The organism is Bacillus sp. AFS040349, assembly GCF_002577655.1.
Classification (GTDB): domain Bacteria; phylum Bacillota; class Bacilli; order Bacillales; family Bacillaceae; genus Metabacillus.
Map to the genome: position 1 here is coordinate 1 of NZ_NUMC01000051.1, position 14980 is coordinate 14980.

A 14980-nucleotide genomic window follows, 5' to 3' on the forward strand; every position below is an offset into this window, starting at 1 on the left:
TGATTCAATGAAATGTAATGCCTATCATCACCTATTTTTATATGTATCTCAGACGAATTCCTATACCTCCGTTACTCTTCGATCATATTTTATTTGTACGAGGTGGTGTAAAATGTTTAAATTATATTTAGATCCTGGTCACGGGAGAATGGACCCAGGAGCTATTGGCAATGGGATGCAGGAAAAAGAAATTACCTTAAATATTTCCCATAGCATCCGAAATCTCTTGGAAAACCATTATGAAGGCCTGCAAATTAAAATGAGTAGAACAGCAGATATTACGCGCAGCTTGAAAGAACGTACAGATGATGCGAATGCTTTCGGTACGGGGGCCAAAGGATGGATTTGTGGAAGAAGTGGGAGTCAATGTGGCGTTAATTCGGAAACGAATCAAATCAACCAGCATGGTTTATGAAACGAAAAAAGTAGGCGTTCGCACGAAAACAACCGTTGCAATTCTTTACATGCGTGACATTGTTGATCCTAAGATTGTTCAAGATGTAAAGAATAAATTAGATGATCTTCACATTGACGGAGCGTTTAGCGCCACTCAGCTAGAAGAATTAATGGAACCGACAAAAGCATTGTTTCCTTTGATGGGGTATACAGGCAGAGCAGACTTTACCGTGAACTGTATGCTCAATGGGCGTGTAGCGTTGATTGTGGATGGTACACCGGCTGCGTTGATTGCGCCTGCCAATTTATTTTTGCTTGTGAAAGCACCCGAAAATATCCACTTTACTGCTTTGGCAGCTACATTTGGTCAAACGCTTCGTTTACTTGGCTTGTCCGTATCGCTACTGCTTCCTGCATTTTTTGTTGCCATTCTTTCCTATCATCAAGATCAGCTGCCCTATTATCTACTTGCCACTTTGGGGATTAACCGGTTGGGAATCCCTTTTGATGTGGCAGTTGAAATGTTTATTGCACTTCTCTTCTTAGAAATCCTGCGGGAAGCTGGTATCCGATTGCCTTCTGCGGTCGGCTCCACGGTAACGGTTGTAGGAGGACTTATCCTGGGGGATGCGGCCATTCGTGCTGGATTCTTATCCCCAGGTATCGTTGTCATCGGAGCAATTACACAAATCTTTGGTTCAACTTTATCGAGCCTATCATTGGCTGGAACGATTAGTACCTTACGCTTTTTTCTTTTCATTCTGTCTGCCACGCTTGGCATTTATGGCTTCTTTCTTGGATTATTTATTGTGCTCAGCCATTTAGCCTCATTGCGTTCATGCGGCTTGCCTTACTTGGCCCCAATATCACCTCCATTTAAAGACTTGGCCAACGCTTTGTTTCGATTACCTTGGCCATGGCGAAACACTCGACCGGACATGTTGAAGACACGAGATTCTACAAGGCAAGGGGACAGGCATAAATGAGGAGATATAAAAGTATGGTTGCACTTTTCCTTCTTCTCACTCTTACCGGTTGCTGGAGCAGATATGAAGTGCAAAACATGAACTATGCTACGGCTGTTGGAATAGACTATGTCGATGGCCAATACACCTTGTATGTGCAATTGCTTGATTTCTCGACAGTGGCCAAGCTGGAGGGACAGCAAAAAGCGGAGCAGCCCCCGGTTTGGGTGGGCAAAGGCGAAGGTTCCTCGTTTACGGAGGCGGCAAATGATTTGTACAGTACATCACAACAACGCTTAAACTTGGGACAAATCTCTGCCATTTTGTTCAGCGAGAGATTGATGAAGGAAAACAAAGTCGGAGAAGTGCTGGAATTGATCAACCGTTATCGTGAAATAAGGTACTTGGCCTGGCTGTTTAGCACAAGAGAGCCTCCTGAAGAAATCTTGCTGGCAACCCCATTTTTTAGATTTTCGCCAAATGCATCCATTCTTCACAATCCCGAGCAAAATTTCAGACAGCGTTCTATCCTTGCTCCGGTCCGCCTGCAACAATTTGTACTGGACTCAAACGAAAAGGCCAGAACCAGTTATATACCGGAATTATCGCTTCGCAAAGGTCAATGGCAGGAAAGTAATAAACCAAAAGAGCTGCTTAGATATTCTGGCATACATGTATATGATCTACACAATTATTATGGACGAATGGATCTTAAGGATTTGTCGGGAATGCCCTGGCTAAGTACTCACACGATCCGAGTACCTCTTGATTTGTTTGCCGAAGAAAAGCTTGCGGCTGTTCTTGTCGCAGAAAAACCCAAATATGAAGTGACTCCTATTGTGAAATTGAACAAGGCGTATTTCGATATTTCAGTAAAAGTGAAGGCAAGGATCAATGAATTGCATACGGACCTTACCGAAAAGGAACTCACACAAATGGCTCAGGAAAAAATAGAGGAGCAAATCCGCAAAACGTATCAAACTGCTTTTAAAGAGGGTATAGATATTTACAATTTGGGCGAATCTTTGTATCGCAAACATCCACATCAATGGAAGAGCATAGCCACAGGAAAACAGCAACTCGTTTTAAACCAAGATTCCCTGCGCCATGTAAAGGTTGAGGTGAATATTGTTTACCCTGGAGGATATAAATTACATGAACATGGTGAATTCACCTCGTGATTCTGGCAAGTGAAATTATTAACTCACCTTGCTTCTTCTGCTTAGCGTTGGGGAAGCAAGGTTTTTGTTTCCCAAAAAATAGTTTAACGTTGTTAATCCGTATTTTCCTGACGGAACCCCTTCAGGTTTTTATCAAGTTCCTCAGCTTACCTGCTCTTTATCTGTTTGTTAAGAACGTTTTAAAAATGCCTTTATACTTTTAACACCGGCCTTGTTTGCAAAGGAAAATTATACTTGCAGAATGCAACATATTTATCCGTTTGGAAAGAAAACAAAATTTATTTTGTTAAATGAGACAAATGCCTAGTCTAGGGACATAAGTGAAACATACCATAGAATTGTAAATTGGTTTTAAAAGGTATTTAACCTCATTTTACACGCGATATTGCTTCTTTTTTTAGAAGTGAAAAAATTTAAAAAGGGTGATAAAAAAATGGAAGCCCAAACGGAAAACTATAAATATTTATTGGGATGGTGTACCGACATTTATGTTCATTGGGAAAGTGTGAAACCGAAGTTCTCAAAACTCTTTGACTTAAGAACTTTAGAGGAATGGGAAGAGACATGGCGTAATTTAATGAGTAAATTACAAAAAAATTTAACAGTAGACTCTGAGGACTTTGAGTCAGCTACAAGTCTGTATGAACAGTGGGAGGTGCTATACAAAGAAGCACATCCAAATCTAGAGGGTAATGAATCCGATGAGAGAGAAAATTCGGATCAGGATTTGAAAAGTGAAACATTAATGGCAATAAAGCCTTTTGTTGATTATGGCCTAAAAGAAGTTGCTCTTACTTCCTATGAACATGCGCTAACTGAAATTGCCGCAATGGCCTACCTTCTGGGAAAAGGTTTTGATCAACAAACAGCTTATAAAACCGTTGAATCTTGGGAAGTAAATGAAATGTTCGAAACCGAATATGGAAGATTCAAAATGAATAAATATTAAAATAATTTATTAGACTTTCTTTCTTTTTTTAACACTCTGATGTATAGATAGAAATTAAACTTTAAACTCTTGTATTTATGATTATTACGAAACGAGGAATCAACTTTTGCAAACTGCACAGAAACTCATGGTTAGTATACCTTTTCCATCAAAATGGGGTATTTCGGCTTCTATAGCCGGTCGACCCATTATTTGGGAGTACTCATCATTAATTCTATTACAGGTAATAATAAAGTATCTGGTACAATTAATTTTCGTGGTACACCTATTCAAATTAATGGGTATTGGGAAGAAAACACCAAACAAATAAGTTTTGATTCACCATATGCCTCATTTTTTGGTAACTTAATTATATTTGATGATCCCTCGATTAGAATTCGTCATTTCGTTTTAAGTGGACGGTTTATTATGAAACCTCCCTCTTTGCTTGCAGGTGAGTACGGAACTTGGATTGCTACAACTGATACAGCACTCACTGAACCTCCTATATATCAGATCGGCGTTCCTCCTGCCGGAGTCTTTTTAACATCAGATATCCTGTACTAAATCACTACCCTCCCGTTACACTATGGTAAGATATCTTTATATATATCACATATATTAGGCGCACTAGTCCGTTAATCCACTTGAATAAATTATTTTTGTGTCACCCCGAATAATACTCTTTTTTTAGATTATGGTAATGGTTTCACATCAACCGGTTTTTAAATAGTATTTAGGAATGGATTCATTTTGACAATCGATTGTCCCCTTATCCATAAAGCCGATTATTTCTCGTAAGTTGAGGAAAAATCGGCTTTATTCATGACGAATTATGCTTAGCGTATGTTTTAAGCGCTTTTTGTTGGTGGGATCCCTTATATATAAAATAGCCTTATAATCAAAACGGTTGCTATATTTCATTGCTAAAAACTTTTATTGATTCCAAATTCTCTTTAAATCTAATGGAACGAATACCTTATTCCCATGTATCTCCCTATGTATGATAGGATTTGAAAAGCATTGATCTAAACTTAACCCTTCTTTTTTATGCCTAGCTCTTATAAAGTCTTCGGGTAATCGCATAACACTTGCTCCTTTTATATTTTTTATAAAATAACTCTTGGTAAGAAAGCTTAGTTTTTATTCGCTCTCTGTAATATACCAAGAATGTTGTGACATAAAGCTTAGAATTGTAATTTTTACGAACGTGTGCTTCAGTTATTTTTTTTTATGAGACTGGGCTTGTTTGTTTTGTTGTCTTACTTGTTGTTCATTATTTTTGCTTGTAAACTCATTTCCTTATTGATTTTGTGCTCCTTGCGTACTGCCTTGGGAAGCTCGGCTTCCATCTTGGGCTTATTGCAGTTCTTCTTGTTCGATTTGTTGAACGCGTGGTTCAACGCTGTGTAGAACGGATTGAGTTTGTAACCTCTTGGTAAAGCTGCTTAGCTTGTTGATTGCAAATGTTTCGAAACTAGCCTGCAAATCCTGGTAGAGCTGTCTTTACGTCATTTTTTACTGTCATAAATAACGCCGCCTTTAATTTTTACTTTATTAGAATGATGTATAAGAATATTTTTTATAACTTCCAATTTTATCCTGTTTTTAAATGAGCAAAAACCCACAGTTATGTAATTATTTTTGATAAATGGCACCATTTTTTTGATAGAAGCCTCTTTTCCTCTGTACTACATTTTTTATCTCCAATTCCTGACACCTAGGCCGCTACTGTTTGGTGATTAAGGACCTTAATTTTATTGATATTAAGTTAAAATGTTCGTATAAAAAAGTGGAAGGAGAAGATAATATTGAAAGTAAACAACCAATAGAGAGGACGATAAAAATGAATCTAAAGTGGTTAAGGCTATTAACAGCAGTTTTTCTATCTGCCATCATGTTATTGGGGTGTAATAATGTAGAAGAGGATAAGGATCCACCACCACCTGAAGTGGATGTAGATCCTGACACAGAAGAACCCATTGAAGATCCTGAAGATGCAAATGACCCAGATAATATAGATGAAAATGATGTGGACCCAGATACAGAAGAGCCAATTGAAGATCCTAAAGATGTAAATGACCCAGATAATATAGATGAAAATAAAGATGATGAAGCTGATTTAGTCCCTGATGCAGAAGAACCCATTGAAGATCCTAAAGATGTAAACGATCCAGATAATATAGATGAATAAATATTAACAGCAATAAGGCACACCGTTTNNAAACGGTGTGCCTTATTGCTCCAAATTTAACTGTTATGATAAAGCTCAATTGTTGTTTTTTTAACCAATAGTACAAAAATACATTTAAACCTTTCAACTCTACTAGTTTTCCTTTATAAGCATGGAACATATCAACTATTTTTAAAACATTTTATTAATTTCCCAAGATTCAACCGTTAAATAAACGGTCTATGCCAATTAAATAGGTTATTGCAGCACTTCCTTCAGCTCAGGGTATGGCGAAAACTGGCTGGAATATTGAGGATGATAATAAGACATGTAATTATGATATTGTATAATTTTTATAACTCCCCTTTCTTAAATTGAATATATTTAGTTTTATCTTTTTTTCCTAATTATCCTAGGACTAGACATTTGCCTACATACCCAAATTTGAAAAAACAAATAAAGAAATAAGTAATAGCAAAAGTTAATCATCTTTCCTTTCTTTAATAGCAACGTAAACGAAACTCCTTTTTTATTTTCCATTTATTTCATCGTTAAAATCCCTGTGACTAAACAAGCTAATAACAAAACTATTTAGAGGTGTCTCATTAGAAAAATACCAAGGGCCTTATTGGTTACCGTTTCCATACTTATTCTTTTATCCATAGGGTTACTATTTTTAGTACAAAATACAAGAAACACAGAGAATCACGAAAATGAAAAGGGAGCTGTCAAAAACAGATTTAATACCCCTATAACCAGAGTCCAAAATGTTGAAAGCGAAAAAAATGTTCTTCAAATAAACAGCATTGCCATGGATGAAACCATAAAGGGGTACTGCCGACTAAACGCAGATATAATACGCTAAGGAATTTTTTAGAAGGTAAAAGCCTGATTTTTCTACGTTAAGCAGAAAAACCAGGCTTTTTTATATCCTAAGTGGACGCAGGGCATGTATCGAGTTCAAAATCTCAGGTATAAATGAATATTCTCCGAGAAAGTTTATGTGTTCCCATCCCAATGGTGATATGTGAGGAAGCAATTCCTCTTGATATTTTCCTTTCCTATATTTTCAAAATGTTCAATTGCTTGTGATAAATACACGGTATTCCAAATGCTGATGGCATTAATAATTAGATTTAATGAGCTGGCACGCTGTAAATGATCTTGTAATGCTCTTTCTCTAAGTTCTCCCTCTTTTCCGAAGAAAATAGCTCGTGCCAAGGCATTCATGGATTCTCCCTTATTTAATCCACGTTGGATTCGCCGAAGTAATGAGTGACCGACAACTACTTGAGTATTGTTTATATTACCTTTTATCCGATTCATTAAAACATTAGCCTACATAGACGTTACAAAATTGTTTAGGTTTTCGTTGAAGTTACGTGTTTAACGTATTCAGGTTATATTTTATTTAGGGCTTATATGTATGCCTTCACTCTCTCGCCAATCTGCGTAGAGTATACGTTTAACATTATCATATCCATTGGTAGTTAATTGGTTATATAACCACTGTTGATCAAATTCGAGTTCATGTAAATTATCCCATAATACTTCCCCATCTATAATTAACGCTATTGGGAGGTATACTGGACTTTCTAGAAGACTGAGATCTTGCATGTCTGGTTTTTGATACTTCGATTGTAATAATATACTGATTTGCCCATTAGCTTCCAATATACCGTATTTGACTTCGCGAACAGAAAAAACCTGATTTTGTCGAAGTATACTTAATACTTGATTTACATCCAATTTGTTCTTTTTAAGTAACTTTCTATCCATTATACCATTCCGAATAATGATGTTAGGATCGCCCAATAAGAGAGAACGTGTCGATTTATTTTTTAGAGTCAAGAACTCTATCCCCAACATGAGAAGCGTCCACAATCCGATGGCATATAAAAAGTGAAAAATCCCTACCTTATTTTCATAAATGGTATTTCCTAAAAAATCTCCAAGCACTAATACAAAAACTAAGTGAAACGGGGTTAACTGATAGATGGATGTTCTGCCTGTTATGATAATGATAAAAAATAAGGTGACAAAACCTACTATGACTTTGATTGTCAGTAAACCCAAAAAAACTTCACCCAAAGTTTATTCCTCCATTTTATATTTCACTCGATTTCAAAAATCCCTCATGTTTTAAAATATTTATATTACAACATGTAAGCTAAATTAAAATCAGAAAGATAAAAAATACGGGTTTTTTCAACTTATAATAATGGAGAAAGCACGCGAGCACCCTGTTCAACTATGCGCTCAGTCAGGGATCGTTGCAGCAAGTCTTCAATTCTTAATGGTACAGAATCAGTAAGATCCCTCTCGAACTGCTCTGTGAGTTCCCTTGCCACATCAGCACTGTACACGACTTGACACACCTCATAATTCAGGCGAAAACTTCTCATATCATAGTTTGCTGAGCCTACGGCAGCAATCTCCTCATCGATGGTCAACACCTTCGCATGTATCATTCCTTTGTCGTACTGGTAGATTTGAACTCCAGCTTGAACTTTGCCGACTCGAAGCCAAGCCCGCCTACAGTAAAATACCTTAAAGCATCGGCGATTATCGATGCTGAATCACTATATGTATCAGGTAACTTATCAGACTCATTATGAGAAGAGGTCAATCTTTTACGATGAATAAGCTTGGGATTTGATATGCTAAGATATAGTAAGAAACCAATGACAGGCAAAACAAGGACGATTACTATCCAATTCAAAGCTTTGGCTGGCCGACGAACTTCCCAAATTGCTATGAATAACATAAAGAACGTATTTAACAGGTATAGATAAAAAATCCACTCCAACTAAAATTCCCTCCTTAGTTTTTCCATTATCATGTACAAACAATGTACATCATGTAGAAGTTTTATAACAACGAAAAGCAACGGTTTCAAAAAGGGATTATTGCCTTTTGCTTTGGGCATCTTCCAATCCATTCTTTACATTAATTAAGCCACTACCAAATTCGTGATCAGTTCCAGGGATTCCTAAATCATAAGTAGAATTCTTAATAATGTCTATTACTTCTTGGTTCGTTAAATTAGGGTTTACTGAAAGCAAGAGGCCAGCAAGTCCTGCCACATGAGGCGAAGCCATAGAAGTACCTGATAAAGCTGCATACTGCTGGTTAAAATAGGTGCTCGGAATTTGAACTCCGGGAGCTGCAACATCGATATAATCTCCATAATTTGAGAAAGGGGCACGTTGTCCGGTGTAACTTACGGCGGCGACACTTAGAACCTTAGAAAAAGCAGCTGGATAGCTCGGCTGCATAGTATTTTCATTTCCTGCTGCAGCAATCAAGACAACATTTTTACTGTATGCATAATCGATTGCCCCTTTTAAAAGGGAAGAATGCTGATAATTGCCTAAACTCATATTAATGACATCGGCACCATGATCCACTGCCCAAAAAATCACTTTTGCTATATCAAAGGTCGTCCCATGCCCTTCGGCACCCATTGCTTTTATAGGCATTATTTTGTTATACCAAGTGATGCCTGCAACACCTTCATGGTTGTTTGTTTCCGATGCAATGATTCCTGCTACATGGGTGCCATGCCCGTTGTCATCATCAGGGAAAGTATTATTCAACAGTACATTATAACCATTTGTAATTCGTCTTCTCAAATCAGGATGGTCCAGATCAACGCCAGTGTCTATAACAGCAATAATGATATGTTCATCCCCTTTGGTGATATCCCAGCCTGCTTCTGCTTGAATTGCCGATAAGTTCCATTGGTATTGTTCTCTATATAGCAAATCATTAGGAAGTCCAATTTGATTTTGCAGATAAAGATAATTGGGTTCAGCAAATTCAACCATAGCCTGTCTGTTAAAATATTCAATAAGTTCCTTGGTCGAAAGCGTATTAGAACGAAAAACAATCGTAGAATTTAGCTTTTTAATGATAGTGCCATTTATCTCCTGTGTTATCCTTTTTATTTCCTTTGTTGAGGGAAGAGTCTTGAATGTAACGTTTACTTCTTTCTTAATATAATGACTCTCAGTTTTTTCATTGTGTTTAATTAGAAAAACGGAAGGATCATTTTTTAATTGATTCTTGATGGTTTGACCCATGGAAAGGCTGTTTATTTGAAGAACATTTTTTTCGTTTTTAACATTTTGGACATTGGTTATAGTGGGATTAAATTTGTTTTCGACAGCAACTGTTTTATTTTCGGGATTCTCTTTGTTTCTTGTATTTGGTACTATGAATAATCACCCTATGGATAGAAGAATAAGTACGGAAACAGTAACCAATAAGGACTTTCGTAATTTTGTCATGAGACACCTCTATAAATTTATTATTAGAAAATGTTGCAATATATGTATTAAATTTCTTATTAACATCCTTGAATCTTGATACATAAAGAACACCGTTTGAGAACAAACGGTGTATAAACTTATTCATCAATAGTATCTGGATCTGTTGCGTCGATTGGATCTTCAATTGGTTCTTCTGTATCAGGGGTGACATTATGTTGATCAATAGTATCTGAATCTGTTGCGTCGATAGGATCTTCAATTGGTTCCTCTGTCCCTGGAGTTACATCCTCCGGTCTTACAGTGAATCTTTGGTGCAAAGTTTGCCAATTCCTTCTTTATCATACCTTCTAATGAGTATTATAAACACTTTTTTCCCTGTATTTCTTATGTAGAGATATTGATTATTTTTAGTTTGAAACAATTATGTATCCAATTTTTTTTATCAATTCTATTAGATAGCATACTAATATTTACTTTCTGTTTTTTGTTGTCTTGCCTTCCAGAATATAAAAGAATTTTTCCCTTTCACATCTCCAACTTTTAATTTGACAATGTCACCTACCTGTAATTCTGTATTAATCCCCATCAAATATAGCTATACATCTCTTTCGCCCAATCTCGGATTTTTGGTTTCCTTTTTTTCTCCCAGTTTAATCCCAAATTTTATTTCTTCAATGTCCTTTTTTGGTTTTAACGTTAAACGTTGAAAGGATTTCCTTTTTTGTTTTGTTGTCATTTTTTCACCTTCTAAAATGTATGAAAAATTTGATGTTTAATAACAAAACAGTTCCTTTTTATGTATTAGACAAACCTTAATACGGCGACAAATGCATGCGTTTATCTTTGTTATTACATTTTCAATGTTAAATACCCATAAATAGGATGATTAAGAGGGAGAAACTCTTAAAACTTTGGGATAATATCCGAAAAATGGGAAAAAAAATATTAGTCCTTTCAGGAAATACAATCATCTTATTTTATAAAGGTAGGGGTGTAAAAGAAATTGAAGTTGAGAAAAGAAAAAATAAAAGTTATAAGAGCTATTGCTGTCAACGAGAAATAGAAGAAATGATGGGGATATGGAAAAGGGGTTATTATCGAAAAAATGGAGCTATACGTCAAAAATAATTTAGATTTAAATTTCCCAAAAATCATTGAATAAAAAATTCTCCATAAAGCAAAATAAAAGAGTAAAAAAAAATTCAAGGAGGAAATTATCATGACAGTAATAAATGACGTTAAAACAGCTCTAGCAGGATTGAAAAGTGCTCAAGCAAGTTTTGAAACATTTGCTCTTGGTACAGATAATCAACAAGCTAAGCAACTTTACCAAGATGCAGCTAAGCAAACCCAATCCGTTGTAGACAGCATTGAACCACGTGTTCAACAAATCGAACAAGAAGAACCTCAATACAAACAACAGTAATTAGTAAGGCGAAAAAAGGTTGGCCTCTTAACCAACCTTTTTTCAGCTGTTCAAATAATGGAAAAAAATGGAGGTGATTTTTTTGAAAGATAAAATAACCACATTGAAAAACCTACTTTTTATTATAATGGTCATTGGTTTCGCATCAGGATGTAATGGTAATCAAAATGAATTTATTCAAGGTAATAGTACTTTTGGTATTTCACAAGTACATACAAGTAAGCCAATTGATCAATCCGTTGCCAATCATGCGAAAGAAAAGATAATTGCCAAGGAAGATATTACAGACGTAAAAGCTGTGAATACTGATAAAGAGCTTATGGCAGCGATTAAAGTTGAGAATTTTGATCGATTTCGATTAAAGAGTATCGAGAAGTCAGTAAAATCCGACTTAGAAAAAAAATATCCCGACTATAAAGTTTTTGTTTCGACTGATAAAAAAATATTCTGGGAGCTTGAAAAGGTCGAGCAAAGACTGAAAAAAAACGATATGAATAAGAAGAACTTAAAAAATGATTTGAACAAACTGAAAAGTCTTATGAAGGAACAAACCTAAAGAGGAAGGATCGAGTTATGTCTAACAATCAAAAGAAACAACTTACTCCTGTGCAACAGGAATATCAAAAATTGCAAAAACAACGAGAGATCAAAAGACCGGTTGTTAAAAATTGTATTAAGGCCTTTTTAACCGGTGGACTTATTTGTTTGATTGGTCAGCTTATTTCAGACTTTTACATTTATTATTTCGATTTTACTGAGCAAACGGCCGGAAATCCGACGGTGGGTACGTTAATTTTTATTACAATGCTTCTTACTGGTTTTGGCGTATATGATCGAATGGCCCAATTTGGTGGGGCTGGAACAGCTGTACCTGTAACAGGTTTTGGCAATGCGGTTATATCGCCTGCCATTGAGCATCGAACCGAAGGATTTGTACTGGGCGTAGGTGGCAACATGTTTAAATTAGCGGGGGCGGTTATTTTATTTGGTGTTTTTTCTGCTTTTGTCATTGCCTTAATTAAAACCACTTTAATCCAGTGGGGTGGTTTATAATGCTAGCAGGTCATCGTACATGGATCTTCGAACAAAAGCCTGTCATTATCTCCACTGGAACCGTTGGTGGACCATTTGAAGCCAATGGTGCTATCCCAGATGATTTCGATACTCTTCATGCTGATTTATGGCTTGGGCAGGATTCCTATGAGAAAGCACATAAAATCCTTTTTGAAGAGGCTTGCCAAAAAGCCATGGAAAAAGGGGGCATACAAAAGGATCAAGTTCAATTTATCCTAGCTGGGGACTTAATCAATCAAATCACCCCAACAAGTTTCGCTAGCAGAACGATTGGAGCGCCTTATTTTGGCTTATTCGGTGCTTGCTCTACCTCGATGGAAGGACTGGCTCTAGGTGCTTATATTGTAAATACAAAAGGAGCGAAATATTTGTTAACAGGAGCTTCCAGTCATGATACAGCTGTTGAAAAACAATTTCGGTATCCAACTGAGTATGGTGGACAAAAGCCACCCACGGCACAATGGACGGTTACTGGTGCGGGTGCAGCCCTATTAAGTGATTCTGGGGAAGGACCTCATGTCACATCTGCCACAATTGGTCGTGTAATCGATATGGGATTGACAGATCCATTTAACATGGGAGGAGCTATGGCGCCAGCTGCGGTTGATACCATTGAAGCCCATTTAAAGGAACGAAATGTTGAGCCATCTTATTACGATTTAATTGTAACCGGTGACCTTGGCCAAATCGGACAGGAAGTGTCCATGGATCTATTTAAAAAGCATGGAACTCCTATTAGTGAAGAACAATACCAAGATTGTGGCCTTATGATTTATCGGGAAGGACAACCCGTTCTTGCAGGAGCAAGCGGTGCAGGCTGTTCAGCAACGGTAGTTTATGGGCATTTATTAAACCGCATGAAAAAAGGTGAATTTAAACGAATGTTAGTTGTGGCTACAGGTGCTTTGCTTTCACCGTTGTCCTTTCAGCAAAATGAAACAATTCCTTGTATCGCCCATGCAGTGTCAATTGAATACGGAGGTGAACAATTAACATGATCTATTTTTGGGCTTTTGTCGTAGGCGGTTTAATTTGTATCATTGGGCAAATTATGTTTGATGTATTTAAATTGACACCAGGTCATACCTTAAGTGCTCTTGTAGTGATTGGGGCGCTTTTAGATGGATTTGGACTATACGAGCCTTTGATTGATTTTGCTGGGGCAGGGGCTACCGTTCCGATTACAAGTTTTGGGAATTCGCTTGTTCATGGTGCGATGCAGGAAGCAGAAAAACATGGGTTAGTTGGTGTACTGACAGGAATGTTTGAAGTAACTAGTTCTGGTATTTCAGCTGCCATTGTTTTCGGCATGATAGGAGCTTTAATTTTTAAGCCAAAAGGATAAGGAGAATTAGGATGACAGTAGGATCAGATGTTAAACAGTGTTTTGCCAGTCTAAAAGGGGTAGAAGCAAGTCTCTCAAGTTTAGCATTACGGACTCTTGATGATGAATCGAAGCGAACTTTGCATGAGGCTATGATGGTAGTACACGAAGTAACAAAAGATTTAAAAAAAAGAGTAGGAGAACTAGAAGGAGAGGAACTTCAGTACAAAGGTTTCTAGAAAAACTATATTTACAGGGGGTGTAAGCAGTGCCTGAATGGTTAGAAATAGCTGTACGCTCAGCATTATTTGTTACTGTTTTATTTATCATTACAAAATGGTTAGGGAAAAAGCAAATTTCAGAACTATCTTTCTTTGAATATGTCACCGGTATGTCTATTGGAAGTATTGGTGCAGAAAGTGCTATGGGACTTGAACGGAACATTTTTCACGGAATTATTGGAATTGTCATTTTTGCGGCTATTCCCTTTTTCACTGGTTTAATTTCATTAAAAAGTAAACGTTTTCGTAATTTTATAGAAGGAAAAGCAACTGTATTTATCAAAGATGGGAAGATTATGGAAGATAATTTAAAAAAGGAAAGATATACGACAGATGAACTGTTAGAGCTACTTCGCATGAAGGATGTCTTTCAAGTCTCTGATGTAGAATTTGCTGTTTTAGAGGCAACAGGTGATTTATCTGTGATGCTAAAGAAAGAAAATCAACCTTTAACAGCAAAGGATATAAACTTGAAGGTTGCTTCAATCAAGGAGCCTCAGACCATTATTATGGATGGTGCAATAATGGATGAACCACTAGCCACGATTGGACGAAGTCGGGCTTGGCTACATACTGAATTAGAAAAACTAGGGGTAACGATTGAAAATGTATTTCTTGGACAGGTTAATTCTTACGGAGAGTTAACGATTGATCTGTTTGACGATAAATTACAAGTCGCACCCCCTCAAGAAAGACCCTTAATTCTTTCAACCTTGAAAAAATGTCAAGCAGACTTAGAACTATTTGTTCTTGGAACGGAATCAAAAGAGGCCAAACAAATGTATAGGTTAAACAGTGAAAAATTACAAGAAGCCATTGATAAAGTGACCCCTATTTTAAAAGGATAAGGATTTAGCTTAGATTCATACATGACGAAAAAAAGATACCATTTTTAATTGGAAAAAGTTTAAAAACCTTAGTCCAATTTCGGACTAAGGTCAGATTGTCGACAAAAGAC

18 protein-coding genes and 2 pseudogenes are annotated in these 14980 nt (G+C 36.6%); 13 read left to right on the forward strand and 7 right to left on the reverse strand.

What is annotated here, in order from left to right:
• The 6 genes from COD11_RS12385 to COD11_RS12410 all read left to right on the forward strand — a co-directional run.
• Nucleotides 1-415 (forward strand): N-acetylmuramoyl-L-alanine amidase family protein (locus COD11_RS12385; protein ID WP_255301614.1); only part of this gene is annotated, 415 nt, incomplete at its 5' end.
• Entirely contained in the window at nucleotides 348-1382 is a 1035-nt protein-coding gene (locus COD11_RS12390; RefSeq protein WP_255301615.1) for a spore germination protein, read from the forward strand. The genes COD11_RS12385 and COD11_RS12390, both read left to right, overlap by 68 nt.
• Before the next feature lie 14 nt (nucleotides 1383-1396).
• On the forward strand, nucleotides 1397-2542 hold the full coding sequence (locus COD11_RS12395) for a Ger(x)C family spore germination protein (protein WP_098797244.1): 1146 nt from the start codon (nucleotides 1397-1399) through the stop codon (nucleotides 2540-2542).
• Between the two features lie 433 nt (nucleotides 2543-2975).
• Entirely contained in the window at nucleotides 2976-3491 is a 516-nt protein-coding gene (locus tag COD11_RS27505; protein WP_255301616.1) for a hypothetical protein, read from the forward strand.
• Nucleotides 3492-3683: 192 nt separating this feature from the next.
• Nucleotides 3684-4037 (forward strand): hypothetical protein, encoded by a 354-nt coding sequence (locus COD11_RS12405; protein WP_255301617.1) that lies wholly within the window; start codon nucleotides 3684-3686, stop codon nucleotides 4035-4037.
• A 1279-nt stretch (nucleotides 4038-5316) separates the two neighbouring features.
• The gene (locus COD11_RS12410) at nucleotides 5317-5664 is read left to right on the forward strand and encodes a hypothetical protein (RefSeq protein WP_039234828.1); all 348 of its coding nucleotides are present in this window, start codon (nucleotides 5317-5319) and stop codon (nucleotides 5662-5664) included.
• 904 nt (nucleotides 5665-6568) lie between these two features.
• Here COD11_RS12410 and COD11_RS12415 read toward each other — a convergent pair.
• From COD11_RS12415 to COD11_RS26845, 7 genes and pseudogenes are all read right to left on the reverse strand, one after another.
• Nucleotides 6569-6969: pseudogene (locus COD11_RS12415) on the reverse strand (Tn3 family transposase); the annotation flags it as partial.
• An 81-nt stretch (nucleotides 6970-7050) separates the two neighbouring features.
• Nucleotides 7051-7734 carry a DUF421 domain-containing protein gene (locus COD11_RS12420; RefSeq protein ID WP_098797239.1) on the reverse strand — a complete coding sequence of 228 codons (684 nt, stop codon included), beginning with the start codon at nucleotides 7732-7734 and terminating at the stop codon, nucleotides 7051-7053.
• Nucleotides 7735-7856: 122 nt separating this feature from the next.
• Nucleotides 7857-8153 (reverse strand): annotated as a pseudogene (locus COD11_RS28190) (phospholipase D-like domain-containing protein); the annotation flags it as partial.
• Nucleotides 8111-8410, reverse strand: a complete 300-nt coding sequence (locus COD11_RS28195; RefSeq protein ID WP_442920036.1) for a PLD nuclease N-terminal domain-containing protein — start codon at nucleotides 8408-8410, stop codon at nucleotides 8111-8113. The gene COD11_RS28195 and the pseudogene COD11_RS28190, both read right to left, overlap by 43 nt.
• Nucleotides 8411-8549: 139 nt before the next feature.
• Complete coding sequence (locus tag COD11_RS12430; RefSeq protein ID WP_255301618.1) at nucleotides 8550-9728, reverse strand: S8 family peptidase; 1179 nt, start codon at nucleotides 9726-9728, stop codon at nucleotides 8550-8552.
• A 326-nt stretch (nucleotides 9729-10054) separates the two neighbouring features.
• Complete coding sequence (locus COD11_RS12435; protein ID WP_098797240.1) at nucleotides 10055-10234, reverse strand: hypothetical protein; 180 nt, start codon at nucleotides 10232-10234, stop codon at nucleotides 10055-10057.
• A 278-nt stretch (nucleotides 10235-10512) separates the two neighbouring features.
• Complete coding sequence (locus COD11_RS26845; RefSeq protein ID WP_176551066.1) at nucleotides 10513-10653, reverse strand: hypothetical protein; 141 nt, start codon at nucleotides 10651-10653, stop codon at nucleotides 10513-10515.
• Nucleotides 10654-11136: 483 nt separating this feature from the next.
• Here COD11_RS26845 and COD11_RS12450 point away from each other — a divergent pair, with 483 nt between their 5' ends.
• The 7 genes from COD11_RS12450 (at nucleotide 11137) to COD11_RS12480 (ending at nucleotide 14870) form a co-directional block, all read left to right on the forward strand.
• Complete coding sequence (locus COD11_RS12450) at nucleotides 11137-11343, forward strand: DUF1657 domain-containing protein (protein ID WP_009336488.1); 207 nt, start codon at nucleotides 11137-11139, stop codon at nucleotides 11341-11343.
• Nucleotides 11344-11425: 82 nt separating this feature from the next.
• A complete protein-coding gene (locus COD11_RS12455; protein WP_009336487.1) occupies nucleotides 11426-11899 on the forward strand; it encodes a YhcN/YlaJ family sporulation lipoprotein in 474 nt (157 codons plus the stop codon).
• Nucleotides 11900-11916: 17 nt separating this feature from the next.
• Nucleotides 11917-12396, forward strand: coding sequence for a stage V sporulation protein AC (gene spoVAC, locus COD11_RS12460; protein WP_009336486.1), 480 nt, complete (start codon nucleotides 11917-11919; stop codon nucleotides 12394-12396).
• The gene (gene spoVAD, locus COD11_RS12465; protein ID WP_061794311.1) at nucleotides 12396-13415 is read left to right on the forward strand and encodes a stage V sporulation protein AD; all 1020 of its coding nucleotides are present in this window, start codon (nucleotides 12396-12398) and stop codon (nucleotides 13413-13415) included. The genes spoVAC and spoVAD overlap by 1 nt, the downstream gene beginning before the upstream one ends.
• Nucleotides 13412-13762, forward strand: coding sequence for a stage V sporulation protein AE (spoVAE, locus tag COD11_RS12470; RefSeq protein WP_098797242.1), 351 nt, complete (start codon nucleotides 13412-13414; stop codon nucleotides 13760-13762). Before spoVAD ends, spoVAE begins: the two co-directional genes overlap by 4 nt.
• 11 nt (nucleotides 13763-13773) lie before the next feature.
• Entirely contained in the window at nucleotides 13774-13980 is a 207-nt protein-coding gene (locus COD11_RS12475; RefSeq protein WP_009336483.1) for a DUF1657 domain-containing protein, read from the forward strand.
• A gap of 29 nt (nucleotides 13981-14009) precedes the next feature.
• Nucleotides 14010-14870 (forward strand): DUF421 domain-containing protein, encoded by an 861-nt coding sequence (locus COD11_RS12480; protein WP_098797243.1) that lies wholly within the window; start codon nucleotides 14010-14012, stop codon nucleotides 14868-14870.
• Nucleotides 14871-14980: the final 110 nt, after the last annotated feature.

What these genes read in the sequence shown, in the direction of transcription:
- COD11_RS28195 (WP_442920036.1), bottom strand. Translation starts at nt 8,410, where the DNA reads ATGTTATTCATAGCAATTTGGGAAGTTCGTCGGCCAGCCAAAGCTTTG.
- spoVAC (WP_009336486.1), top strand. Translation starts at nt 11,917, where the DNA reads ATGTCTAACAATCAAAAGAAACAACTTACTCCTGTGCAACAGGAATAT.
- spoVAE (WP_098797242.1), top strand. Translation starts at nt 13,412, where the DNA reads ATGATCTATTTTTGGGCTTTTGTCGTAGGCGGTTTAATTTGTATCATT.
- COD11_RS12430 (WP_255301618.1), bottom strand. Translation starts at nt 9,728, where the DNA reads ATGGGTCAAACCATCAAGAATCAATTAAAAAATGATCCTTCCGTTTTT.
- COD11_RS27505 (WP_255301616.1), top strand. Translation starts at nt 2,976, where the DNA reads ATGGAAGCCCAAACGGAAAACTATAAATATTTATTGGGATGGTGTACC.
- spoVAD (WP_061794311.1), top strand. Translation starts at nt 12,396, where the DNA reads ATGCTAGCAGGTCATCGTACATGGATCTTCGAACAAAAGCCTGTCATT.
- COD11_RS26845 (WP_176551066.1), bottom strand. Translation starts at nt 10,653, where the DNA reads ATGACAACAAAACAAAAAAGGAAATCCTTTCAACGTTTAACGTTAAAA.
- COD11_RS12475 (WP_009336483.1), top strand. Translation starts at nt 13,774, where the DNA reads ATGACAGTAGGATCAGATGTTAAACAGTGTTTTGCCAGTCTAAAAGGG.
- COD11_RS12395 (WP_098797244.1), top strand. Translation starts at nt 1,397, where the DNA reads ATGGTTGCACTTTTCCTTCTTCTCACTCTTACCGGTTGCTGGAGCAGA.
- COD11_RS12450 (WP_009336488.1), top strand. Translation starts at nt 11,137, where the DNA reads ATGACAGTAATAAATGACGTTAAAACAGCTCTAGCAGGATTGAAAAGT.
- COD11_RS12410 (WP_039234828.1), top strand. Translation starts at nt 5,317, where the DNA reads ATGAATCTAAAGTGGTTAAGGCTATTAACAGCAGTTTTTCTATCTGCC.